The organism is Streptomyces griseorubiginosus (assembly GCF_001514195.1).
GTDB lineage: Bacteria > Actinomycetota > Actinomycetes > Streptomycetales > Streptomycetaceae > Streptomyces > Streptomyces griseorubiginosus.
In genome coordinates this window covers 441,351-465,713 of the sequence record NZ_KQ948737.1, presented here as the reverse complement: position 1 = coordinate 465,713, position 24,363 = coordinate 441,351, and the positions used below count along the sequence as shown (strand labels likewise).

General features: G+C 70.6%; 16 protein-coding genes. 5 read left to right on the top strand and 11 right to left on the bottom strand.

Translation table 11 applies throughout. The annotated features are described in order from the left end of the window. Positions 1-55: 55 nt before the first annotated feature. Positions 56-472 (top strand): hypothetical protein, encoded by a 417-nt coding sequence (locus tag AQJ54_RS20465; protein ID WP_062239380.1) that lies wholly within the window; start codon positions 56-58, stop codon positions 470-472. A gap of 390 nt (positions 473-862) precedes the next feature. Here AQJ54_RS20465 and AQJ54_RS20460 read toward each other — a convergent pair whose 3' ends face one another. Continuing rightward, complete coding sequence (locus AQJ54_RS20460; RefSeq protein WP_062239376.1) at positions 863-1,561, bottom strand: SDR family NAD(P)-dependent oxidoreductase; 699 nt, start codon at positions 1,559-1,561, stop codon at positions 863-865. A gap of 114 nt (positions 1,562-1,675) precedes the next feature. Between AQJ54_RS20460 and AQJ54_RS20455 the strand changes: the two genes are divergently transcribed. Continuing rightward, positions 1,676-2,542 (top strand): helix-turn-helix transcriptional regulator, encoded by an 867-nt coding sequence (locus AQJ54_RS20455; RefSeq protein ID WP_211278565.1) that lies wholly within the window; start codon positions 1,676-1,678, stop codon positions 2,540-2,542. A gap of 61 nt (positions 2,543-2,603) precedes the next feature. Here the strand turns inward: AQJ54_RS20455 and AQJ54_RS20450 are convergent, their stop codons facing one another. Continuing rightward, a complete protein-coding gene (locus tag AQJ54_RS20450) occupies positions 2,604-3,830 on the bottom strand; it encodes an acyltransferase family protein (protein WP_079069950.1) in 1,227 nt (408 codons plus the stop codon). Positions 3,831-4,034: 204 nt separating this feature from the next. On the opposite strand from AQJ54_RS20450, the gene AQJ54_RS20445 reads away from it, so the two are divergent. Then, entirely contained in the window at positions 4,035-7,778 is a 3,744-nt protein-coding gene (locus tag AQJ54_RS20445; RefSeq protein WP_435002364.1) for an nSTAND1 domain-containing NTPase, read from the top strand. Here AQJ54_RS20445 and AQJ54_RS20440 read toward each other — a convergent pair. The 7 genes from AQJ54_RS20440 to AQJ54_RS20410 all read right to left on the bottom strand — a co-directional run bounded on the left by AQJ54_RS20440 (position 7,769) and on the right by AQJ54_RS20410 (position 15,886). After that, entirely contained in the window at positions 7,769-8,320 is a 552-nt protein-coding gene (locus tag AQJ54_RS20440) for a hypothetical protein (RefSeq protein WP_248845401.1), read from the bottom strand. The genes AQJ54_RS20445 and AQJ54_RS20440 overlap by 10 nt on opposite strands. A 232-nt stretch (positions 8,321-8,552) precedes the next feature. Further along, a complete protein-coding gene (locus tag AQJ54_RS45705) occupies positions 8,553-8,762 on the bottom strand; it encodes a hypothetical protein (protein WP_159055540.1) in 210 nt (69 codons plus the stop codon). A 94-nt stretch (positions 8,763-8,856) separates the two neighbouring features. Beyond that, a complete protein-coding gene (locus tag AQJ54_RS20430; RefSeq protein ID WP_062239366.1) occupies positions 8,857-9,624 on the bottom strand; it encodes a class I SAM-dependent methyltransferase in 768 nt (255 codons plus the stop codon). A gap of 137 nt (positions 9,625-9,761) precedes the next feature. Then, positions 9,762-10,694 carry a L,D-transpeptidase gene (locus AQJ54_RS20425; RefSeq protein ID WP_243659420.1) on the bottom strand — a complete coding sequence of 311 codons (933 nt, stop codon included), beginning with the start codon at positions 10,692-10,694 and terminating at the stop codon, positions 9,762-9,764. 378 nt (positions 10,695-11,072) lie between these two features. Further along, positions 11,073-11,843, bottom strand: coding sequence for an NPP1 family protein (locus AQJ54_RS20420; RefSeq protein WP_062239363.1), 771 nt, complete (start codon positions 11,841-11,843; stop codon positions 11,073-11,075). A 304-nt stretch (positions 11,844-12,147) separates the two neighbouring features. Next, positions 12,148-14,697, bottom strand: a complete 2,550-nt coding sequence (locus AQJ54_RS20415) for a discoidin domain-containing protein (protein WP_062239360.1) — start codon at positions 14,695-14,697, stop codon at positions 12,148-12,150. 325 nt (positions 14,698-15,022) lie between these two features. Continuing rightward, a complete protein-coding gene (locus tag AQJ54_RS20410; protein WP_062239357.1) occupies positions 15,023-15,886 on the bottom strand; it encodes an alpha/beta fold hydrolase in 864 nt (287 codons plus the stop codon). A 320-nt stretch (positions 15,887-16,206) separates the two neighbouring features. Here AQJ54_RS20410 and AQJ54_RS20405 point away from each other — a divergent pair, with 320 nt between their 5' ends. Next, positions 16,207-17,265: an ABC transporter ATP-binding protein gene (locus tag AQJ54_RS20405; protein ID WP_428843800.1), complete on the top strand. Its 1,059-nt coding sequence runs from the start codon at positions 16,207-16,209 to the stop codon at positions 17,263-17,265. Between the two features lie 86 nt (positions 17,266-17,351). Here the strand turns inward: AQJ54_RS20405 and AQJ54_RS20400 are convergent, their stop codons facing one another. Together AQJ54_RS20400 and AQJ54_RS20395 are read right to left on the bottom strand one after the other, a co-directional pair. Beyond that, positions 17,352-20,180 carry a hypothetical protein gene (locus AQJ54_RS20400; RefSeq protein WP_248845400.1) on the bottom strand — a complete coding sequence of 943 codons (2,829 nt, stop codon included), beginning with the start codon at positions 20,178-20,180 and terminating at the stop codon, positions 17,352-17,354. A gap of 59 nt (positions 20,181-20,239) precedes the next feature. Next, entirely contained in the window at positions 20,240-23,464 is a 3,225-nt protein-coding gene (locus AQJ54_RS20395; protein ID WP_062239351.1) for an FtsX-like permease family protein, read from the bottom strand. Positions 23,465-23,921: 457 nt separating this feature from the next. Between AQJ54_RS20395 and AQJ54_RS20390 the strand changes: the two genes are divergently transcribed. Next, positions 23,922-24,362, top strand: a complete 441-nt coding sequence (locus AQJ54_RS20390) for a hypothetical protein (RefSeq protein ID WP_062239348.1) — start codon at positions 23,922-23,924, stop codon at positions 24,360-24,362. Position 24,363: the final 1 nt, after the last annotated feature.

The window sequence follows — 24,363 nt, the reverse complement described above, 5'->3', positions numbered from 1 at the left end:
AGGTCGCGCATCGGCGGGAACCGAACGGAACACATGCCCACGGCGTCTGAGGTACATGAAGGTGTCTCGCCAAACGGCCGCCCTGTTCCTGTGTGCCGGCTTGTTGCTCTCCGGGTGCTCGTCATCGTCGGGCGAGCGGGCCGACAGCACTGGCCCCACTCTGCCCGCCCGTACGGTCGCCGAGGGCAAGTGGCAGCAGGGGCCACCAAAGCCCAAGCTGCACAGGCCGTATCCGTACGACATCTACACCCATTGCGGCGTCAAGTGGCTGCGCTTCGGCGGCCGTTGGTGGGTGCTGGACACGGTGTTCCCCGGCACCGCGCAGGTCAAAGGGGAGCCGCCCTCGCAATACAGCCAGCGGCTGGCCGGCTACATGACTCTGATCGACGCGAACACCGCCGATTTCGACGCAGCGGGGATGCCGACGATGCAATTCGTCCTGACCGGGAAGACACCGCCGGCCTGTGCGTAAAGGCTGTCCGGCAATGATCAGTTGAGTCGAGACGGTCAGCATCGGGGAGGGCCGCCTCGCGCCGGTCTAGCCGGCCAGAGCGCGCCGGTGATCTCCGTGACGTTGCCGACGACGGCCTCCGCCCCGGACAACTTCCATGCCCTGCAGTCAACCAGCCTCGATTGACCCCGCGGCAGGTCGGCACCCGGTTGCGACGCCGTCCTTCGTGATCATTAGCGGGACAAGGAATCACGCACGAGTTCGGAGAACCGTGGGACCGGATCTCCGGGGGACCGACAACGACCCCGGAAACCCGCTGTTGTGGGGAATCCCGGCAACGTGAGAGAGACAGACCAGCAGACCGCCAAAGTTTCGCCCGGTCCGATATGCCCACCCCAGGCCCAGCCGGTTTCAGGACCATGCGATCTCCCCATGGCGGGAGACGAAGCGCCCGGTGCCCGCGCCGGGCCCCTCAGTGGCGAGGGCGACGATCGCGTCCGTGCCCTCCGTGACGGTTTGCGGGCCGCTGTGACCGTTGAGGTCGGTGGCGGTGTAGCCGGGGTCGACGGCGTTGACGCGGATTCCCTTGAGCCCCTTGGCGTACTGCGTGGTCAGCATCGTCAGCGCGGCCTTCGAGGAGGTGTACAGCGGCGCGACGACGTGCGACTCGGGCCGGTCGGGGTCGTGGGTGAGGGCGAGGGAGCCCATGCCGCTGCTGACGTTGACGATCACGGGGTCGTCCGAACGGCGCAGCAGCGGCAGGAACGCGCTGGTGGTGCGGACGACGCCGATGACGTTGACTTCGAGGACGGCGAAGGCGTCGGCCGCGGTGAGGCCACCCAGATCGCCGACGGGCCCGTGCACCCCGGCATTGTTGATCAGGACGTCGATCCTGCCCTCGTGCTCGGCGACGTTCGCGGCCGCGGCGGCCACGGACGCGTCGTCGGTCACGTCTATGGGGACGTGGCGTGCGCCGAGCGCGGCGGCGGTCTCCTCGCCCTGCTCCCGGTTGCGTGCCCCGACGAGCACGGTGTGCCCGCACTCGATCAGACGGCGGGCGGTCTCGCGGCCGAGCCCCTTGTTGGCTCCGGTGATGAAAGTGATCGTCATGGCTTGGATGCTGGCCCCGACGAGGGCGCCGGGCCAGGGACGCCTCGACGGTAGGACGACCAGTACCACCCTCGTCCCTGCACGCACGAGCCGGCGTGCACGAGGATGGAGATCATGTCGACGACACCCGGAAGCGGACTGGGCGCGATGATCCGCACGTGGCGCGACCGGCTGCCCCCGTCGGCCGCCGGACTGCCGGTGGCCCGCGGGCGCCGGGCGACCGGACTGCGGCGCGAGGAACTGGCCGACCTCGCCGGCGTATCGGTCGACTACATCGTGCGACTGGAACAGGGACGGGCCACGACACCCTCCGCGTCGGTGGTGGCCTCCCTCGCGCGCGCCCTGCAACTGTCCGCCGCCGAGCGGGACCACCTGTACCGACTGGCCCAGCTCGTGGCGCCGGCGGACGGGACGATCTCCGACCATCTCCCGCCCGGCGTCCAACGGGTGCTCACCCGTCTCGCGGACGTCGCCGTAGCCGTCTTCGCGGCGGACTGGCACCTGGTGTGGTGGAACCGTCCGTGGGCTGCCCTGCTGGGCGACCCGGCGGCCGCGCCGCCCCGGCTGCGCAACTTCGCCTGCGACAGGTTCCCGGTGGACGCCGACCACCCCCACCTCGCGCAGTGGCCGGTGGCCGAGGCGGACCGCGACGCCACCGATGCCGCCGTCGTCTCCGACCTGCGCCGCGCCACCGGCCGGTTCCCGCAGGACAGGCGCCTGGCCGCGCTGATCCGTGAACTGAACGCGGGCAACGAGCGGTTCGCCCAGCTGTGGGCCACGGGAGAGGTGGCCGCGCACCGCGAGGACCGCAAGACGATCGACCACCCGTCGGTGGGCCCGGTCATGGTCGACTGCGATGTCCTGACCGACGGCGACTCCGAACTCAAGATCGTCATCATGACCGCCGAGCCCGGCAGCGAGGACGAGACCAAGCTCCACCTCACCACCGTCACCGGCCCACCGACCACGACGCGCAACTGATCGGCCCGGCCCACCGACCACCACGCGCAACTGAGCGGCCCGGTGCGCCGATCGACCGACCTCACGGCGTGCGGACGTCGTCTTCCGTAACCGGCGTGCGGCGGGTCAGACGGCGTGCCAACCCGCGCCCCCACTCCTGGCTCGGTGCCTCGATCCAGCGATGGGTCAGCAGACACACCGGCAGCAGGACGACGAAGAAGGCCACCTCCAGTACGGGAGTGTCGTGACCGCGTCGCCCGACCGTACTGTCGATGACGGTCAGCAGGACCGGATGGACAAGGTAGACCGAGTAGCTGATGGTTCCCAGCCCGGTCAGGACGCGCGGCAGGCACCGGTTGCGTACGGCCATTCCGGCGCCGAAAGTGATCAAGGCCAGCATGAAGGCCGTGATCCAGCCGCGCCGCGTGAAGTGGTCGCCGTCGCCCCACCAGTACGCACTCCCTACAGCACAGACGCTCACGACGACAGCGGTACCGACCGCGAAGACCCGGCTGCACTGACCGGCCTCGGCCCGGTGGACGGTTGTCCCCAGGAACATCACGGCGAGAATCACCAGGCCCTCCCACAGCGGGACCGTGCCGTTGAACGCGACGAGCACGAGCGCCAGCATTCCGCCCAGCACGCCCCCGAAGACCCGGAGCACGGCGTTTTCGGCACCGGCACAGGAGAGAGCTGTCCCCATGGCGATCGCGGCGAACGCGATCACTGGGCCGGTGCCGAATTCGGCGGAGAGGGCGGAGGGACGCAGCGTGACCCCGGCCGCCACGCTGCCGGCGGCGAGCACGGCCAGGAGGACGGCGAAGGCTGCGGACCGCCGTTGGAGACGGACCGTGAAGAGGCCGACGACCAGGAGGTAGAAGGACATCTCGTAAGAGAGAGTCCACAGCACGAGCAGAACACTGGGCGTGCCCAACAGCTCCTGAAGCATGGTGAGATGAGCGATCACCACGGTGGCGGTGCTGTGTGACCCGAGGTCGCGAAGCTCCGCGATGCCGAGGGCGTGCAGGGCCAGCAGCGCGCTGACGACCGCCGCCCACAACGGGTACACGCGGAAGATCCGCCCGACCCAGAAGCTGCGGACGCACCCTCGCCGCTCCAGCGAGTGGGGGACGATGTAGCCGCTCACCAGGAAGAACACCAGGATGCCGTAGCGACTGGTGTTGAAGTGCGGCATCAGGTCCTGCCGGAAGTCCGGCATGAAGGTGTACGACGAGTGGTCGAACACCACGACGAGCGCGGCCAGGCCACGCAACGCGTCCAGCCAGCCCAGCCGAGGCGGGCCGGTCACCGAAAGGGCTCCAACTGCGCTTGTGGCAAAGGGCGATGACGGATTCGGTGCAGCGGCGCCGGGAGTTGCGGGTTCCATGCGTGGGCAGAGTCCTCTTCGATCGGACGGGCCCCGGTTCGGGGTCGCGCTGATCACCGACTTCACCGGCTGGGGCATTGTTCGGCAGTACCGTTCTGGCGGCCTAACAATGAACGGGGTGCAGAGGTGGCGGGACGTCGTGAGATGCCGGTGGATCCGGCGGCGGGACCGGTGCAGCGGTTCGCGTACGAGTTACGCGCGCTGAGGGCGCAGACGGGCGGGATCACCTACCGCTCACTGGCCCGGAAGGCGGGCTACTCGGTGACCACGCTCTCGCAGGCGGCGGCCGGGGAGCAGTTGCCGACCCTGCCGGTGGCGCTCGCCTATGCGGGGGCGTGCGGCGGGGATCCGGCCGAATGGGAGGCTCGGTGGAAGGCGGCGGTCGAGGAGGCCGCCGCCGACGACTCCCGCGGTGAGGAGGAAACTCCGGCGCCGTACCGGGGGTTGGCCCGGTTCGAGACCGGGGACAGCGACCTGTTCTTCGGCCGGGAGCAGCTCACCGCCGACCTGGTCGACCTCCTGCGGCGTCGGCGGTTCGCCGCCCTCTTCGGCCCCTCCGGCAGCGGCAAGTCCTCCCTGCTGCGGGCCGGCCTGATTCCCGTCCTCCGGAACGTCGAGAAGCCGGACCACCGCCCGGCCACGATCCGCATCCTGACGCCCGGCGAACACCCGGCCCGCAGCCACGCAGCCCTCCTCACACCCGTGGCCGTCCGCGACGGCGGCAAAGGCGGCGACGAAGCGGACACGTTCGTGATCGTCGACCAGTTCGAGGAGGTCTTCACGCTCTGCCACGACCCGGCCGAGCGCGCCCGCTTCATCGATCTGCTGCTGACCTCCCGGCAACCCGGCAGCCGCCTACGGGTGTTGCTGGCCGTGCGCGGCGACTTCTACGGCCGCTGCGCCGAGCACCGTGGCCTGGCCGACGCCTTGCGCGACGCCAACCTCCTGGCCGGAGCGATGAGCCAGGCCGAGCTACGGCAAGCGGTGGTGAAACCGGCCGCGACCGCAGGCCTGACGGTGGAACGCGCCCTGACCGCACGGCTGGTCGAGGAAGTCGCCGACGCTCCAGGCGGTTTGCCACTGCTGTCCCACGCCCTGCTGGAAACCTGGCGACGGCGCCGCGGCAAGACCCTGACCATGGCGGGATACGAGGCGGCAGGAGGCCTGGACGGCGCGATAGCCAAGACCGCCGAAGAGGTCTACGGCCGCTTCACCGCACAGCAGACGGCCGCCGCACGCCGGGTGTTGCTGCGCCTGGTCGCCCCCGGAGACGGCACCCCCGACACCCGCCGCCCCGTGCAGCGCGCGGACCTGCCCGGCCGCGGCGGTGACGGCATCGCCCCGGTGGTGGAGGCACTCGCCGCCGCACGCCTTCTCACCCTGGACGGCGACACGGTCGAGATGGCCCATGAAGCGCTGATCACCGCCTGGCCCCGGCTGCGCGGCTGGATCGAGGAGGACCGCGAACGGCTGCGGGCGCACCGCGCCCTGACCGAAGCAGCCCACACCTGGCAGGAACTGGGGCGTGAGGAAGGCGCACTGTCCCGGGGGAGCCGGCTCGCCGCAGCCCAGGAGTACTTCGGCGGCGCGGCACGTGCGGAACTGACCGACTTGGAACAGGCGTTCCTCGACGCCAGCCGGAACCAGGAGCACAGGGGCCGCCGCCGGTCCCGGCTCGTGCTCTCCACGGTGGTCGCCGCACTGTGCCTAGCCCTTGTCGCCGCCGGCCTCGCTGTGGGGCAGTGGCACAGTGCGGTCGACGCGCAGCATGTGGCCGAGTCCCGGCAACTGGCGGCCCAGTCGGGCGCGTTGCTGGGTTCGGATCCCGACCTCGCAGCGCTGCTCGCCGTCCGCGCCTACCGCACCAGCCCCACCCGCGAAGCAACTGCCGCCCTGTACGCTGCGGCGGCGTTACCGCTGCGCAAACGCCTTACCAGCGGAACCAGACCGGTGGATTCCCTCGCCCTCAGCCCGGACGGGCACACTCTCGCCACCCACAGCACAGACGACAAGGTACGGATCTGGGAGTTGCCCGCGGGCCCGCTCCGGCACACGTTCGCCGGACGCGGGGTCGGTGAGGTCCTGGCATTCAGCCCCGACGGGCGTACCCTCGCCGTCACGACCAATGAGGGTGGCGGCGTGGCCCTGTGGGATCCGGACACCGGCAGAGAATCAATATCCTTCGCCGTCCCTGACGGTTATGTACGCGCGCTGGCCTTCAGCCCCGACGGCCGTCGCGTGGCCTTTGCCTCCTTGTCGGTGCGCATCTGGGACCTGGCCACGGGCCGGATGCGGCAGCGATTCCCCGGCCGTCGCGACCCGCAGGCGGTCGTCTTCGGCCCCGGCGGACGTACGGTCGCCGCGGCGGACTTCGACGGACGGGTATGGGTGTGGGACACGGTTACCGGCCGTGTCCGCTCCCCCCACGGCGGCCGTGTCCGCTCCCCCCACGGCGGCAGGACCGAGCCCGTCACGGTGAGGTTCAGCCCGGATCGGCGGACCTACGCCGTGGTGCTCACCGACGGTTCTGTACAGCTACGCGAGACAACGACTGGACATCTCCGGCACACCTTCAAGAACGCACAGGCCGTCCGGGACGAGGCGGTCTTCTCCCCGGACGGGCGGACGCTGGCCGTCCCAGGCTCCGATGGCACAGTGCGCATCTGGGACACGGCCTCCGGAGCGGCGCGGACTCCTGTGCCTGCCGGTCATCGCGGAGGAGGAGCCACGAGATTGGCCCTCGGCGCGGACGGCCGGACTCTTGTCACCAGCAGCATTCGGGACGCCGACGTCCGCGTCCAGCGCCTGCCCGACGATCTGCCCCGATCCACGCTGAGTGGTCCGTCCGACGCGTATATCGCAGGCATGGCGTTCAGCCCTGACGGGCGCGTGGTGGCTACGGTGCGGCAAGGTCCAGCCGCCCGCGGCTCGGCACAGCTCTGGGATGCCAGGACCGGCGAGCCCTCGGCCGCTCTGCCGCTCGACAGTGACCCGGCACTGCGGGCAGAGAAGGTGTCCATTCCGATCAATAGACTTGGTGCCGTAGCTTTCAGCTCAAGTGGCAGCGCGCTGGCCGCCACCACGGGAAGAGACAGGGCCATCGGGGTTCGTGACCTCGCGACCGGCCGCCTTCGCCAGACACGTTCCCTGGGCATTTCCGACACGGCACTCTTCGGCCGCGACGGCACACGACTTGCCGTCGTCAGCAGGGACGGCACAGTGCGCATCTGGGACCTCGTAACTGGGGCCCTGCATACGGCTCGTACCGGTATCAGCGGGCCCGTCAGATCGGCGGCGTTCACCGCGGACGGGCGCACGCTCGCCGTAGTGATGGTCCGGGCCGACGACGAACAGGTCACACTGATCGACGCCAAGACAGGCAACGCGAAGCGCACGATCAGACCAGGCGACGGGATTCTGCTGTCCCTCACCTTCAGCCCAGACGGACGCACATTGGTCACCATCGGCAACAGAACCGTCAAAGCGTGGGACACGCGCACCGGACAGCTCCGCAACACCTTCACCACCGGGACCCGGGTGGGGTCGCCGTCCTTCAGCCCTGATGGACGCACCCTTGCTGTGACCGACGAAGTAGGGGTCCAACTCTGGGATCTCGCCACCGGCCAGGTCAGGACCACCGTGCCGGCCCGTTCCCCGGCGACAGTGGCCTTCAGCCCGGACGGACGAACCTTGGCCGTCGGCACGTACGGCTCCGTCGAACTGTGGACGGTCGACCTGCCCGACCCGACCCACGCGATCCGCGCCATCTGCGCGGCCGTCGACTCCCCTCTCAGCCCTGCGCAACAGTCCCGCTACCTGCACGAACAGTCGGCCCAGAACGACTGCCGACCAGCCCCGAGTCAGAAGTAGGTGGCGACGAGATCGCGGTCGACGGTGACGGTGTCGCGATCCAGCGCGGGCAGCCCCAGGTGGTCAGAGATCAGCTGGGGCAACTGCTCCTCGTAGGTCGCGTGCTGATGGTCGAGTCCCGCCGCCGTGATGACAGGGGCCAACTTGTTCGGCCAGTATTCGCCGACGTACTCCGCGGTTTCGTAGTTGACGCAGCTCGATGTCCGGCCGCCTTTGTAGTGGTAGGCATGGGGTCCGTGAGCCTTGGCAATGCACGGGTTGGGTACGAACACCACCAGTTCGGCGCCCTGTGAGCACAGCTCGCGGTAGTTGACCCCGTCGTAGTCGTCGCTAGAGGGGTCGAACATGTGGTGCACGATGACGCCCCACTCGTCGGGTGCTGTGTCGAGGCCTTGGGCAAGCGGCGGGCGGCGGTGTGCGGAAAGGCCTTCGGCCATGGTGGCCAGGCTGGTCCCCTTGAAGTAGACCAGGACGGTTTCATCCTCCCGGTACCGTCCTTCTTCCAACCAGGCTATGACCCCGCAGCGGATCCAACTTGTCATGCCGGGCAACTTATAAGACGCCACTGACATCAACGAGAACTCCGGTACAGGTACGGCGTGGGCGTATGACCAAGCATGGCCTGGTGGACCCCTCGCCCTTGAGAGGAGTCGGGTGCCGGGACAGCTGCCGACTCGGCGAGCAGGCGAGGACTCAGCCCATGACGGGCGCGCCGAGGTGATCCGCCTGTACGTGGCCGCCTACGCCGAACGCGTGGCCCCACTGTTCGTGGGCCTACGCGCGGGAGTACATGGGCGGGCAGCCGACCTGGACTTCTATGCGGCCTCCATGCGCGACCTTTGGTATGTCGATCGGCCGCGCGTCGACGCCGTCGAACGTGTAGGCCTTTTGGAGCGGTTCCCCGAACTTCAGCCGCACGAAGACGTCGGCCCACGGCTCGGGAAGTGCTGCTGACGCCGTCTCCTGCGGCCATGTCGCACTCACCGCGATGGGGATGCTGGATCAGAACATCGCGAGCGTCGCGTCTGGGCGGGAGCCGTTTCGTGCCGTGCTGGGCCGCCTGTCCCGCCCATAGTGGTCATACGTCCCGTCGCGCCAGATACACCGTCGCCGTCATCGGTGCCGTCACCGACCCCGTACCGAGACGTTCCGTCATCCCCTCAGTGACGGCGGCCTGGATGGCCTGTGCGTCCTCGCGGCCCTGCAACGCCGCGCTCACCGGTGTGCCCGTGAGCAAGCCGTTCGCGACGGATGCGGCCGACTCCGCGGTGCCCGTCAGCGTCACCTCCTCGGTCGCGGTCAGCGTCAGCCCCGCCGTTGCCAGGTCGGCGGCGACTGCGGCAGGGTCGGTGTAGCCGTGGGGCACGTTCCTGAGGAACGGGGGAGCCGAACCCGGCATGGACTCTTCCAGGGCGGCCTGGAAGGCGGCCGCGAACCCGTGCGAGGCCACTGGACCCCAGCTGTTGAACAGGAAACTCCCCTGCGGGGCCATGACCCTGCGCACCTCGGCGTAGGCGGCGGGCCTGTCGGGGAAGAACATCACCCCGAACTGGCACAGCACGAGGTCGAATCCGCCGTCCTCGAACGGCAGTTCCTGGGCGTCCGCCTGCCGCCATTCCGCTCGGGGTTCGCGCGCCGATCCCGCGGTGACCATCGATTCGTTGAGGTCGGTCGCCACGACGGAAGCCGTGGGTACGGCGCCGAGCAGGGCCGAGGTCAGCGCGCCGGTCCCGGCGGCGAGCTCGAGCACCGTGCGTGGCCGTAGCGCCGCCGCCCTGGTGGCCAGGTCGACGGCGAAGGGGCGAAAGAAGACCGGCACGAGGTGACGCTCGTAGGCATCGGGCATGGACCGTGTCCATCGCCGGTTCGCTTCGTCTGTGGTCATTTGACCGACATTAGACCCGAGAGGGGTCCACGGGGAGGCTCGGTCCCCGGTCCGTGTCCTGGACCGGGGACCGCACAGGGTGTCGCCGGCGACGCCGATCAGAGAGCGGCGGTCGTCGTCTCGCCGGAGCCGCTGCCCGCGAGCCACTGGGGCCAGTCCAGGTTGAAGTCGGCGTAGCCGTTGTCGGCCGGGGCCTTGCCGCGCGGCGAACCGGTGATGGTGATGGGGTCGCCCTGCTTGACCTGGCCGTAGAACCACTTCGCGTCCGCCAGGGAGAGGTGGACGCAGCCGTGCGAGCCGCGCGCGCTGCCGCTGCCCGGGTTGGGGTCGCCGGTCGAGTAGTGGACGTAGGTGCCGGACTGGGTGAGGTGGATGTCCCAGGGCAGGGTCAGGTCGTAGTAGTTAGGGCTGCCCTTGTCGCAGCTGATGCCGACGCTGCAGGAGGTCATGTGGACCTTCTCCTGCTTGTCGATGACGGCCATGGTGCCGTCCCAGGTCGGGAACTCCGCGCTGCCCGCGTTGATCGACAGGGTGCGCACCGGCGCGCCGTTCCGGGTGACCTTCATGGTGTGGCCGGTCACCGAGACGTCCGCGCGTACGTCGTCACCGATCTTGAAGGTGTGCGTGTAGCTGTGGACGCCGTAGCGTCCGTTGCCGTTGCTGACGCCCGTCATGTCCGCGTCGATCTTCACCGTCGTACCGGAGGGCCAGTACGTCTTCGGGCGCCAGTCGGCGCGCTGGTCGCCCATCCAGTGCCAGGCGCCGACCACCGGCTGCGAGGCGCTCACCTTCATGTGCTTCTCGACGGTGGCCCGTGCCTTGGCGGCCACGGGGTTCGTGAAGATCACCGAGATGGGCATGGCCACGCCGACCGTGGTCCCCGTCTGCGGAGTGATCGTCTCCAGCAGCATCGGCGGGCCCGCGGGTTTGGTCGGGGACGGAGAGGCGCTGGCGCTCGGCTGCGTCGACGGCTTCGCGTCGTCCCCGCTCGCCTTGTCGCTGCCGCCCCCGCCGCAGGCGCTCGCGCCCATCAGCGTCACCCCTGTGACGAATGCGATCCATATGCTGGTCTTGCGCCGTCCCACGAACTGCCCCGGTCTGCTCGCTCCTCGGCCCTGAAGGGCCCATCTCCCTATCAGACAGCGATCACGTCGGTGGCAGTTGCATGCTTCGCGTAAAACGTGTCCCAAGGCTTGGTGCCGGGTGGGGCGGGAGCCGGTGCCACCTTGCGGAGCCGATGCCATCTCGCGGAGCCGATGCCCTGCTCGCCGGCCAGCCGATGCCCTGCTCGCCGGCCAGCCGATGCCCTGCTCGCCGGCCGGCTGATGCCCTGCTCGCGGGCCAGCCGATGCCTGGTCGCCGGCCGCCGCCCCGACACGCGGGGCAGCGGCCTTCCCGCCCCGCGACCGTCACGCGTACGGGTCGAACGGGATCTCGCTCGGCTTGGCCTTGTTGAGCGTGTCGTTGAACTTCGAGTCCTGGAGCGGCAGGTTCGCGCTGCCCCAGTCGGAGCCGTTCAAGGTGTTGCGGAGGTTGGGCGCGAGGTTGTCCCAGGTGAGGAGGTTCTCCTGGTGCCACGCGCCCGTGTCGTTCTCGGCCGTCTCGCCCCACTTGGCGAAGCGGAAGGCGTGGGTGCTCGCGCCGTCCTTGTGGTAGACGGCCATGACCCGCTGGCCGCTCATCGGAACGTCGGCGATCGGGTGGGTGCTGAAGCCGCCGTGCCGGGAAGCCGACAGGTACGACGGCGTGGCCGCCCCCTGCTGGACCCACACGACCATGCACTCCCAGTCGTGGCGGTGGCCGATGCTCGGGGAGGCCTCGTCCTTCTCGAAGTAGCTGGCGTAGATGATGCCGCACCAGCCGTTGTTGCACTTGGCCCGTGAGTACGTGTTGGCGTTGCCGAGGTGGCCGCCGCGGCACTCGCCGGTGATGGGGCCGGTCGGCTTCAGACCGCCGTTGAGGTTCCCGTTGGCGTCGATGGCGGCGGCCGGGTAGCAGGAGTCCGTGTCGTAGTCGTAGACCGGCTCGAAGTTCTTCTGGAACGCGGTGGCGTTCTCGGGCAGGTTCTGCAGCACGCCCGCGGAAGCGCTGCCTGTCAGGGATACGGCGAGAGCGGCGCCGCTTCCCGTGACGGCTACGGCTCTGGCGAGCCGGAGGGTTCTGCTGGTCGTTCGAGGCATGGCGTCTCCGTGGCGATGTGGCGATGTGGCGATGTGGCGATGTGGCGATGTGGCGATGTGGCGATGTGGCGATGTCCGCGATGCGCGAAGCGACGATCGCGGACATGACATGCGCCTGTGCAGACAGAGACTGGCAAGCCGGGAGACCGAAGGAAGGGCTTTCTATCAAACTCGTGGGGGCAATTTGCCGAACTGATCGAGGGGCGCCTCGTGGTGGTCGTCCCTTGCTGCGGACCACGAGCGTGGTCCGCAGCGTCTCGAGGTCGTCGTCCGATCGGTGACGATGCGGCTCAACGACCCGCTGTCACGGGAACTGCGTGATCTTGGACGGGATGGTGTCGGTGCCGGAGGTGGGCGCACCGGTGTCGTTGACGACATGGGCGTACTGGCCCTTGCCGCCGAGAGAGATCACCTGGATGCTGTGCAGCTTGACGCCGGGCTTGACGGGCACCTGGAAGCCGTGGCGCTGCACGATGGAGGGGTCCGAGGTGTAGTTGCAGTAGCTGCCCAGACCCCAGGCCTCATGGACGGCGACCGTGTCGGCGACCTTGTACGCGGCGTACCCGACGATGCCGTCGTGGGTGATGGCGGCGGCGTTCGGGGCGTCGTAGGCCTTCTCGTTCTGGAAGAAGATCGTGCGGCCGCGTTCACCGTTCCAGAGCACGTCGTACTTGTTGAAGTGTTCGACGAACAGACCGGTGGTGAGCACGTCGTCGCCGTTCACCACGAGTCCGTAGTCGGCCCGGTTGGTCTCCCAGCCGACGCCTTCGCCGTGGTCGGCGCGCCAGATCCAGGTGTGGTCGACGACGACGTCGTCGCTGTTGACCACGACGGAGTTGGTCGCGAGGCCGGGGCCCGCGCCGCCTATGCGGATGAACACGTCCTGCATGGTGGTCGGGTTCGCGGAATGGTCCGCTGCCGCGCCGGTCGGCCCGATCCGGAGCAGGGTGTCGGACCGCGTCGCGCCGGCGTCGATGAGGAATCCGGCGAGCCGGACGCCGTCGACGTCCGCGACGTGCATCGCGTCGACGCCGCCGTCGGGCACGAGCGTGGCGAGGCCCAGCCCGAGCACCACGGTGTCCGGCCGGGTGACGTCGATCGTCTGGTCGAGGTGGTAGACGCCGGGGGTGAAGAGCAGGTTGAGGCCCTGGGCCAGTGCGGTGTTGATGGTGGCCGCGGTCGCTCCCGGCTTGACCACGTAGAACTGGTCGAGCGGCAGCGAGGTCCCGGCGTTCGCGGGCCAGGAGACCCCGCGGGCGTTGGTGCGCTTTGCCGGGACGAAGACCTTGTAGGCGTTGCCGTCGAGGTAGAGGAACGGCTTCTCGCGGGAGATCGGCGTCGTGTCGAGGGTGGTGTACGGGCCGGTGTCGAAGTTGGTCGCGGGCGCGCCCTGGACCCCGGTGAACGTCATGTTCCACACGCCGTTGGTCCAGCCGCCGACCGAACTGTCACGGGTGTACCACTGCTGCTGCGAGTACGGCCCCACGGTGCCGTCGATCTTGGAGTCGGCGATGTAGCCGCCGGAGGCCCAACCGTAGCCGTTGGGTGCCAGGTTGAGGCCGCCCTTGACGTGGATACGGCGGAAGGGCGCGGCCTGGGCGACGGCCCAGCGGTCGGTGCCGTTGGACGGGGTGATGGCGAGGTTCTCCGCCGAACGCCAGAAGTTCTGCGTCGCGTTGCCGTTGAACCAGCCCGCGTCCACGGTGATGTCGCCGTTGATCTGGGTGTCGTCGGGGTTCAGTCCGAGCCCTGAGATCGAGGTGTAGAAGCCGAGTTGGGCGTTGATGCCGTTGTAGGTGCCCGGCTTGAGGAGGAACTGGTAGCGACCGGAGCCGAACTGCGCGGACTCCTGCTGGGCGAAGACCTGGTCGAACTTCTGCTGGAGATTGGGCGTGGAGGGGTCGACGACGATCACGTTCGGTCCCAGGTCACCGCCGCCCTGGACCGGGCCACCGGTGCCGCCGGACGTGGTGTGGACGGCGACCTCCCACAGGGAGTAGCCCCAGGCGGTCGCGCGGGCCGTGCCGAGTACGCGTACGTAGCGCCCCGTACCGCTCACGTCGTAGGAGGCGCGTCCTCCGGTCGCCCCGGTCACGGTCTTGAGGGTGTTCCAGGTCTGGCCGTCCGCGGACGCCTGAAGCTGGAAGTCCCTGCCGTACGCGGCCTCCCAGTTCAGGTCGATCTTGCAGATGTCCTGGGACGAGCCCAGGTCGACGCGCAGCCACTGCGGGTCCGCGGCCTGGCTGGACCAGCGGGTGCCGTCGTTGCCGTCGAACGCCGCGGACGCCGGAGTGCCGGCGTTCTCGGTCGAGGACGCCGAAGCGGCCTTGCCCTGCGCCGAGTTGGCGGTGGAGCAGGTGGCGGGCTGGGTGGTGCCGGGGGTTCCGAAGACCTGGAACTCCCAGAGCGAGTAACCCCACGGGGTGGCCCGGTGGATGCCCTGCATGCGGACGTAGCGGCCCTGACCGGAGACGGCGAGGGTGTCGGTGCCGCCGTCCCCGCCGTTCACGGTCCGAAGATCGCTCCAGGTGCGGGCGTCCGACGACACCTGGATCTTGTAGTCGGCGGCGTAGGCCGCTTCCCAGTTCAGGACGACCTGGCTGATCGAGGCCGTGGCCCCGAGGTCGACCTGGAGCCACTGGTCGTCGGTCGCGGCCGAGGACCAGCGGGTGGCCGTGTCGCCGTCCACCGCGGCGGTGGCCGGAGTTGCCGCGTTCTCCGTCGAGGACGATGTGGCTGTCCTGCCCTGGGACAGGTTGGCGTCGGCCGCGAGGGCCGGTGGTGGTGCGACGGCTGGAAGGGTGATCAGCGCCGCCGTACTGGCGAGCGCGACACCGAGAGATCTGAGGCCCATGCCATGTTCCTCTGGGGGTGAATGAAGGATGGTCACGAAAGGCCGTGCGGGAACTGCCGTGCGGTGCGGGGGGTTTGCGGTACGAGCAGGCGAAGCCGGCCAAGCGGTGAAGCCTGCCCACCACTTAGTTCATGACTTGATTTAAATGTTGACCCCAGTGGTCCGGCAAGCCCTCGGACATCAGATTCTGTGCAACTTGTGGACGCGGCAGGCGCCTTGACTTGCGGGCGGTATTCAGTAGGTGATGCGTGGGGGGTGGAGAGAGCCAACGGCGAGCTCACGCCATTCAGAGCCGTCGCTACCGATATGACAAGCGGAGGTACGTCTACCGTTCGGCAGGCAGGAGCGCGGCGATGTCACCCAGAACCCGGGCCGCCGGTGCCGGGTCGACCAGCCACTTCACGTGGCTGCTGGTGAGCGTACGGACGTCGTAGGGGTTCTCCGGCGTCAACGCGTCGCCCTCGCGGATCATCCGGTCCTGCATGGCGAGCGGCACGCTGGTGTCCTCAGTGAGCCGGACGTACGTCTTGGGGATCCGCCCCCAACTGTCGGGTTGCGCCCGGTCGTCGGGTGTGCCGACGTCGAGGTTCTCGTCGGGCTGGAGGGTGTTGAGGAAGACCATGAACTCCTCGTCCGTCCCGTCGGCGAGGAAAGCCGCCTTGAAGGCCGCGAGGACGCCGGGGTCGGCGGTGCGGAAGTTGGAGCGCAGCAGCCCGAGTTCGGCAGGGTTTCCGACCATGGCCGACGCCAGCCCTGCGACATCGACCGTGGCCATCTCGGGCTCGGCGTAGTACGCGCTGACGTCGAGCTCGACGGGGCACCAGGCGGAGACATAGACGATGCGGTTGATCAGGTCGGGCCGCTGGTTGGCCGCGACGGTGGCCGTCATGCCCCCGCGGCTGTGCGAGACGAGGACGACGGGGCCGTTCCGCTTGCCCCGCTCCAGTATCCCGATGAGGTGCGCGGCGTTGTCGGCGAGCGTGACGCCCTTGATGGCCCCGGGCGCGGTAGCGAGCCCTGCGACGTCCTGCGGCGCCTGATAGGCCGGCGGATACGTCGCGGCGAACCCGTGTCCCGGAAGATCGACGGCGACCGAACGGTGTCCGAGGAGGCCGAGTTCGGCCTGGAGCGGTGCGAAGGAGAAGGAGTTCGCGAAAGCTCCGTGAACCAGTACGAACGTCGGTGGCATCTGTCTGCACTCACTTTCTGGCCCTGTGCGGCGACGGGGCATGCGCGTCGCTCTTCCCGACGCCGCGAACCACCTCGCGTCCGGAGTCATGAGGGCGGCGCGCGAACGGCCGCCCTCTTTCCGGTAGTTCACCCTACGCAGGGAAGGATCATCCGCACCACCCGGACCAGCCGTTCCTCGCGGTGATCGGGAAGCGCGACAGCCCCTCGGGCTGCCTCTCCGCCGAAGGGCGAAGAGACGCCCCCTGGTGGGGACTCCCGCATTACCCTGGCGACTGCCTGACACCGTTGTCCGCAGACCGCACCTTCCCGGGGGACCGCGTGCCCGTTCACCAACAGCGCATCGACACACCGGACTTGGACGAGTTGCGGCGGCGGGCCGTGGCTGCCGCCGCCCCGCAGCGTGAGGCCGGGTTGGTCGTGTGCGAGAACCTGGTGCGGATCTACCAGAGCGAGGGTGTCGAGGTGCAGGCACTCCAGGGACTCGACCTGACGGTGGCCGAGGGCGAGATGATCGCCGTGGTCGGTGCCTCCGGTTCGGGCAAGTCGACGCTGCTGGGCATCCTCTCCGGCCAGGACGTGCCCACCGCGGGCAGCGCCGAGGTCGCCGGGTACGACCTGCTGGCGATGAATCGCCGCGAACGGCTCGGTTACCGGCGCAGCACAGTGGGCTTCGTCCTTCAGCAGACCTCCCGCAACCTCCTGCCGTACCTCACGGCCGCCGAGAACGTGATGCTTCCGATGACGTACGCCGGGATCAAGCGCTCCCGGCGCCGGGCCCGGGCGGAGGAACTGCTCGACCTGCTGTCCGTCGGCCACTGCCGGGACCGTACCCCCGACACACTCTCCGGCGGCGAGCAGCAGCGGGTCGCCATCGCCGTCGCCAACGCCAACGAGCCCCGGGTGCTGTTCGCCGACGAACCCACCGGCCAACTCGACACCGCCACCAGCGACGAGGTCTTCGCGGCGCTGCGCCGGGCCAACGAGGAACTGGGCGTCACCGTGGTCGTGGTGACCCACGACGCGTTGGTGTCCGAGCAGGTGCAGCGCACCGTACGGATCCGCGACGGGCGCACGTCCACCGAGGTGCTCCGCCGGGTCGCCACCGGTGAGGACGGCGTGGAGGTGCACACCGCGGAGGAGTACGCGGTGCTGGACGGCAGTGGTCGGCTGCAACTGCCGGGCGAGTTCACCGAGCGGCTCCACCTGCGCAAGCGGGTACGGCTCGTGCTGGAGAGCGACCACGTGGGCGTATGGCCCGACGAGACCGCGCGGCGGGCGCGCGCCGATGCGCAGGACGCGCACAACGCGCACAACGCGCAGGACACTGAGGACACCCAGAACACCCAGGACGCGGCAGGCGGTGGCCCCGAACACTGACCGCGCGAGGGCAGGCGCGACGCAGGTGCTGTCGATCCGCGGGCGTCACGCCAGACGCGAGCAGCCTCACGCCAAGCGCAGCAGCCTCACGCCAGCCGCAGCACCGCCCCCAGCCCCCGCCGACGGGCCAGCACCGCTTCGGTGACCGCGGCGGCCAGGATCAGCGCGGTCACGCCGGCCACGAGCGCGACGGTCAGGGAGAAGTCAGTGTGCAGGGCCGGTTGGGCGGGACCGCCGGTGAACTGCCGCAGGTCCAACGTCTGTGCCATGAGCCGGGGTTCGAGCAGTCCGACCAGGATGCCGCCCACCGCCGACGCGAGCGCCAGGGGCAGCAGTTGGAGGAAGTGCAGGGCCCCGGCCGCTGTCCCCCCGAGCCCGAGCGTCCGCAGGAACGAGGTCGTGCGGCTGCGCTCGTGCGAGGTCAGCGTCAGTTCGAGGACGAGGGCGAGCAGACCCGACAAGGCGGCCAGGATCGAGGTGGTGGCGTAGAGCGTGCCAAGGCCCCGCGTCAGACCGTCGGTTTGCAGCGCACTCGACGTTTCGGAGCGGACGCGGATCCTGGCCTGTGGCCCCAGCACCCTGGACGCCTCCGCCCGCAGTGCGGCGGGTTCCCCGGCGGCGGGCGTCTCGGCCTTGAGGAGCAGGACGGTGCTTCCTGAGGACTGCGGCGGCATCAGGCGCGCCGCGTCGGCGGTGGTGATCAGCAGCGGCGTTCCGGCGGCGATCTGCGCCGTGACCGGCCCCAGGAGCGGGTCGCGGAGTTCGGCGGCGGACAGGGTGCCAACTGGCCTGAAGACCAGGTCCCTTGGGCGCTGACCGGCGCGCACGACCCTGCTGGTGAAGCCGCCGGTGCGTTCTCTGGCCCGCAGGTCGGGGGAGAGGAGGGAGGGCAGGCCGGAGTGCGCGCCTGCTCGGGCATTCGTCGGCCCGGTCAGCCGAGCCAGCACAGTGGCGGCCAGCGGTGACTTCGGTGCTATGGCGGCGAGTTGACCCGGGTCCACGGCGATCACGGCGACCGGCGAGATCTCCGCGCCGTCGGCCTGTCCTGTCAGGTCGACGGTGTACCGGTGCTGGAGGGCTGTCCGGGTTCCGGTGGCGCGGCTGTCCGCTGCGGGCGTGACGGTCCCTGCCGCGGTGGCGCTCGCGTCGGCGCCGGTGCTCCAGGCCGCGCCCGTCGCGAGGCCGTCGTCGATCGTACGGTTCACGAGTCCGCCGAACACGGCCGTTCCCAGGGTCAAGACCAGGACGAAGAGGGCCAGCCCGGTCGCCGGTGCGTCGTGCGCGGCCCGGGCCGCCCCGATGAATCCCACCGTGCCCCGGCCGCGCCGGGCCGGCCGCAGCACCAGGCGCAGCACGAACGGGTAGCAGCGCAGCAGGACGAGTACCACACTCAGCGCCACCAGCACCGGCACGGCGCCGAGAATGCCGTCGGGGCCCTGCGAGCGGAGCGCGACCACGCCGGCCGTTGTCGCTGTCAGTACCGTCAGCTCCAGGACCACACGTCGGCCGAGGGCGATGTTCCGGCGGGAGCGCCGCAGTCGGCCGGGCCTGCGTGGTTCGCGCACCGCGAGCCAGGTCATCACGGGCAGCGTCAGCGCCACCGAAGAGGTGACGAGGGCCGCGGTCATCGGTTGGGGAGATCCGGACGTGCCGGTGGGGGCGAGGGCAAGTCCGGCCGCCCAGCCGAGCAGACCGGCGATCACCACCACCGGCCAGGCGACGGCACAGCGCAGCAGCACCAACCGCACGGTGGACGCGCCCCGCGCGCGCTGCAACCGCAGTTGCGCCTGCCTCCGGCGCAGCAGCAGCCGTATCGCGACGGTGACGGTGGCCAGAGCGACGGCGGCCAGCGCGTCGACGGCGAACGTCGCCAGCCGCCTGGCCTGTTGGTCCTGAGCGGTGAAGGCGGTGAGCAGCGGAGTCAGGGAGTCGATCACCAGCAGGGGACCGGTGGGCTGGCCGCCGACATGGCAGCTGAGGTCGCTGGTGATCGGGTCGACCCCCTGACACAGGGCCTCGTCGAGGGCCGCGCCGTACTGGGACAGCGGCCCGGTCAGTGCGCGCGCCTGGTCGAGCGCCGCCCCGGACAGATCGGCGCGCAGCTGCCACGTGAACCGGGGACCGCCGACGCCGGCACCGGCCAGCAGGTCCGCCGCGTCGAGGCCGACCAGGCCGCGGACGGCGAGCACGGTGCCCGCGGAGCGCTCGGCCGGGTAGCGCGACGGCTGGTCCAGAGTCTCCCGGCCCGACCAGAAGTCGTCCCTCGTCGCAGTGATGCGGTAGACGCCGCTCACGAGGAGCGTCGCGTGGGGTGGCGCGCTCTGCACCCCGAGCGTCTTGGTGAACTGGACGGTCAGCCGGCTGCCGGCCCGTACACCGAGCGCCCGCGCGGTGGCCTGCGACAACGCGACCTGGGGCGGTGTGCCCAACGGCGTTCTATCGGCAGGGGGTTGGCCGCTGACGTAGTGCAAGTGGACCCGCGCGGACGGCAGATGGCTGAGCGACAGCTGGGTGGCGGCGTACGCCGGACCGGGGGGTCGTGGTGAGATCAGGGACGCCTGCTCGTAGTCGTAGCTGCCGCCGGTGACGGTCACCCGCCGTGCGGCGGGGCCGGTGAGCTGCTCGGTGAGGGTGGGGCCGGCGTCGAGCAGGGCGGCCGTGTCCAGCGCGGGCGGCACGGTGGTGAAGACCTGGGGCGTGGTGCTCAGGCTGATCAGGGGTGCTTGCGCCTGCGAGGCCTCCACGCGCTGCCGCAGGGCACGGTCCTCCTGTCCGCCCGCGAACGCGGGGGCCCACGCGCAGAGCGCCGTGAGCACCAGGACGACGGCCGCGAGGCAGGCCAGCAACGGCAGATCGCCCCGGGACTCTCTGCGTATCAGGCGCCGGGTCACCGCCGCGCCCAGGGGTCGCCTCACGGTCCGTCCTTTCCGGTCGTGTCCGGGGCGGTCGTCGGCCGCCGTACCGGGCCGCGTGCTCAACGGTCCTCACCCGCGCGCAGCACCCGTACCAGGTCGACCCGTGACAGCAGCCGGGCCAGCGCCAGCACGACCCCGCTGATGAGGATCGCGGTGACCACGGTGAACAGCGCCACGGTCGCCCAGGGCATGACCAGCGGCAGCGGGGGACAAGGGTTCTGTCCGCTGTCGTCCACGGTGACCAGCGGCAGCACCGCCGCCGCGAGCGCCATGCCCATCAGCGCCCCGGGGACCACCGCGAACAGGGTGAGCCCCAGCTGCTCGGTGCCCAGCAGCGCGGACAGGTTTCCGGTGCGGACGCCGATGGCCCGCAGCAGGGCGAACTCCTTGCGGCGCTGCCGGGTGGAGACCACGGCGTGCACGGTGAAGGCGATGACCGCGAAGGCCGGGGCGAGGTAGCGGACCAGTTCCAGCGCCCGACGCAGGCCGCTGCGGAACGGGTCCGCCTGGAGGGAGGCGGCCGTACGGGCCGTGGTGGTGACACGGCCCAGCGCGGGCTGCGCCTCGGCGGCGACGGCCGTACGGGCGCTGTCCGTGCTGCCGAGCCACCAGAACGCGGGATCCTGCTGGTCGGCACCCGCCCGCGTCATCGCGGCGGCGAGTTGACGCTGATCGGCGATCAGATGCCCTTGTCCGCGGCCCAGTCCGGGCAGCGAGTCGACCCGGCCCACCACCTTGGCCGTGATCCGGCCGCTCCCCACATCCAGGGTCGTGGTGGCGCCCATGCGCAGCCGCGCGGCGCTCAGCGTCACGTCGTCGGCGCGCACCGGCAGTGGCGCGGCGCGGCCTGCCGGGCCCGCGACGAGTCGCACCTGGCCGGCGGGCCGGGTGGCGTAGTCGTCTTCGGACAGACCCCCGCCGAGGGCGTCATCGACGTCCTGAGCAGGCCGGATGCCGGTACTGACAGTGGTCCGGAGCACTCCGGAACCGCCGACGGCGATGGAGCACACCCCTGGCGTGCCGGGCTCGTAGCCGCCGGTGGGCTTCCCCTCGCACGCGCCCGCGGTGGAGTCGGAGGCGTGTTCGGTGCCGTCGGCCCAGGCCTGCCCGGGCGGCAGCCTGCTCTCCCAGGTGTCCGCGGTGCCGCGCGCGCCCACCCGGATCAGTTCCAGTCCCAGCCGCGCGGGACGGGTGCCCGGCTGGGGGAGAAGGGTGACGGCGGTCAGCGTCAGCGGGTACTGCCTCGGACGGCCGCCGCTCAGCGGCACGTCGAGGGGTACGACGACGGTGTGCCGAGCCCCGTCCGCAGCGGGCAGGCGGGCGGTCACCGTGCTGACGAGCCCGTCGGCGTCCTGCACGGTCAGCTCCAGGCCCGGTGCCGCCCGGCTGCCGTCACTGCTGAGCCGTTCGTCGAGGAGCAGTGCGGTCGGACGTCCGGGCAGCCGTATCCCGTGGACGTCCGCCGAGGAGGTGCGGGGAGCGGGGCCGCCGATCGTGCCGACCAGGTCCTCGGTGGCGCCACCGGGCAGATTCACCGTCGCCCGCGTCACCGGCCTCACGGAGGTCACCGCGGGCAGCGCGCGATAGGCGGAGCCCAGAACGGAGGAGGGGTAACTGCCTTCTGCGGACGGCGAGATGCGTACGTCCGCACCGACCGTGAACGCGGCTTCCTCGGAGGCCAGGGCGCCGAGGCAGGCCAGCGCGGTCGTCGCGAAGGCGCTCACCGACACGGCCAGGCACATCAGCACCACCGGCCCGGCGTTGCGCGCGGCCCGTCGCCCCAGATGCCAGCCGGCCAGCGTGAGGACCACACCCCGGCTGCGACGGCCGAACGCGTCCAGCGCGAGCGAGGCCAGCGGCAGGAGTCGTAACAGAAGAAGTGCCGCGGCTCCCGCCACCAGGGTCGGCACCAGGACCAGTACGGGGTCGGCGGCCGCGCCGCCGCTCCCCGGACCGGCCAGCAACGAGTGGTGCCGCCGCAGTTCCAGATAGCCCAGGACGGCGACGACCGCCAGGGCCAGGTCGGCACCCAGCCGCTGTGCGGCGGCGGCCCGCGTGCCCCGCGCCGAGCGCGTCCGCGTCGACGGCAGTACGGGCAGCAGCACCGCAGCGGCGTGCACCAGCAGGGTCACCCCCACCGCCGCCCACACCCCGGTGCCCCGGGCGCCGGGGTGCAGCAGCCCGGCCAGGAAGGGCGCGGCGAGGGCGGCCGGGATGCCGGTGAGCGCCCATTCCGCCGCGGCGCCCCCCAGCAACCGCGGGGTGCCGGCGCCCCGGGCCCGTTGGAGCGCCAGCTCGTCACGCCGACGCACCGTCAACTGCCGTGCGGCCAGGACCAAAGTCGCGAGGGCGAGGGCCGCCAGCATCACGCTCGGCAGGTACAGCGACGACCGGGCCGCCACCATGGGCACCGTCAGATCGTCGACAGCTCCCGGGAGACCGGAGACCACGTTCAGGTCGTCCAGCGACGGCTGCCGCCCGCCGAACACCGACACGTCGGTGCGGCTGCCGGAGAAGGCGCGCAGCCGGTCACGCAGCCCGGCGAGGTCGGCCGCCTCGATCCGGGAGAAGTCGGGCTGCGCACTCCAGTGCGCCGTCAGGTGCCCGTTCAGGGCGGCACTGCCGTTGAGAGCCGACGCCGACACCACGAGCAGCCGCTGGTCGGCGGTCTGCCCCGGGGCCAGGTCCCCAGCCATGGCCGGCCAGAACCCGACGCCGCCGCGCGCCCGGAAGACACCGGTGATCCGCACCGTCACGGCCCGACCGAAGGCGTCCTCCACCCGCAGGGCGGTGCCGGGTCCGACCCCCAGACGCCGGGCCAGCGCGTCGGGCACCGCCGCGTCCACCGGTTCGGCGGATCCGGCGCCGACCCGGACCTCGGGAAGGGAGGTGAACGCGGCGGCAGGAGCGTCGGCCGTACCGGCGGGCCACCGCCCGGAGACCAACTTCCCGAACCGAGCCGCCTCTTGGACGGCGACCGGGTGCAGTCCGCCGGCTCCGGGAACGCGCGGCGGCCCACCCTCCGCTCCGATCCGCGTCACGGAGACCGGCGACACACCCAGCAGACCGACGTACGTCTGCTGCGGTACCCCGGCGAACACCCGCTCGACCGCAGCCCGCACATCGCGATCGGCCGCGGCCATTCCGCCGGCCCGGAAGGACGCGCTGACGCTCGCCTGCGCGTCGATATGGTCGCCGAGTCGCCGTACGGCGCCGTCCTGCACGGAACTCCCGGCCAGCGCAGCGAGTGCGGCCAGCGCCGTCGCACACAGCAGCACGGTCACCGCGACGGCGAGGAGTGCCGGGCCGTGCTGTGCGGCTCGCCTTACGGCGGTGGGGAGCCGGTGCCGAGGAGGATGCGGTGTGTGCGGGGCACGCGGGCGCGGCTGAGGTGAAGAAGTCAAGGCCGTGGCGGCCACATGCAACCCCCCGCAGAATCGAACATGTGACGGTGACGGCGTGGCACAGTCCTACCAGGGGTCACCAAGACCGCACAAGGATCGGGGGTTTGGGCGGGGGATGGCGTTCCCTGCGGCACCGTCCCCGCGGCAGGCGGCAGGCGGCAGGCGGCACCGTCCCCGTGGCAGTGGACTCCCGTCGGCGCTGCCGTAACGAACCTTGTGACACCAGTGACAGGACCGCGACAAGGAACCCTACAACTGACCACACCCCTGCCCGGTCTCACTCTGCGTGGGCGGCGACGACCGACCGCCCCGTCGAAAGACCAACAGGGGGAACATCATGAAGTCGATCCGCCACAAGGCAGTCACCGCAGGCGCCCTTGCCGTGCTGGCCATCGGAGGGACGCTCGCCGCGACCGCACCTGCCTCGGCCGCCACGACCGGGGCGTACAACGGAGCGTGCGGGAAGGGGTACGAGGTCTTCACGTCGACGCCGATCAAGTCCTCGCAGACGACCGTGGCCGCGACCACGTACGTGGCCTACAGCTCGGCGGACAAGCAGTGGTGCGCTGTGACGGTGCGCAGCAAGCCCGGCGCCCGTGTGTTCATGGAGGTCACCTTGGACACCTGGACGACCAGCAGCACGCCGGCCAGGGACGCCGGCTCCTACACGACCTACGCCGGCCCGGTGTACAAGGACCTCCCCGCGCCCGGCCAGTGCATGACCTGGAGCGGCTCGATCGACATCAGCTACAACTCCGACATCGGCCTGTGCCCCTGAT

Excerpts from the sequence above, each read along its gene's own strand:
- AQJ54_RS20465 (WP_062239380.1), top strand. The coding sequence starts at position 56 with ATGAAGGTGTCTCGCCAAACGGCCGCCCTGTTCCTGTGTGCCGGCTTG.
- AQJ54_RS20460 (WP_062239376.1), bottom strand. The coding sequence starts at position 1,561 with ATGACGATCACTTTCATCACCGGAGCCAACAAGGGGCTCGGCCGCGAG.
- AQJ54_RS20455 (WP_211278565.1), top strand. The coding sequence starts at position 1,676 with ATGTCGACGACACCCGGAAGCGGACTGGGCGCGATGATCCGCACGTGG.
- AQJ54_RS20440 (WP_248845401.1), bottom strand. The coding sequence starts at position 8,320 with ATGACAAGTTGGATCCGCTGCGGGGTCATAGCCTGGTTGGAAGAAGGA.
- AQJ54_RS20430 (WP_062239366.1), bottom strand. The coding sequence starts at position 9,624 with ATGCCCGATGCCTACGAGCGTCACCTCGTGCCGGTCTTCTTTCGCCCC.
- AQJ54_RS20425 (WP_243659420.1), bottom strand. The coding sequence starts at position 10,694 with ATGGGCGCGAGCGCCTGCGGCGGGGGCGGCAGCGACAAGGCGAGCGGG.
- AQJ54_RS20420 (WP_062239363.1), bottom strand. The coding sequence starts at position 11,843 with ATGCCTCGAACGACCAGCAGAACCCTCCGGCTCGCCAGAGCCGTAGCC.
- AQJ54_RS20415 (WP_062239360.1), bottom strand. The coding sequence starts at position 14,697 with ATGGGCCTCAGATCTCTCGGTGTCGCGCTCGCCAGTACGGCGGCGCTG.
- AQJ54_RS20410 (WP_062239357.1), bottom strand. The coding sequence starts at position 15,886 with ATGCCACCGACGTTCGTACTGGTTCACGGAGCTTTCGCGAACTCCTTC.
- AQJ54_RS20390 (WP_062239348.1), top strand. The coding sequence starts at position 23,922 with ATGAAGTCGATCCGCCACAAGGCAGTCACCGCAGGCGCCCTTGCCGTG.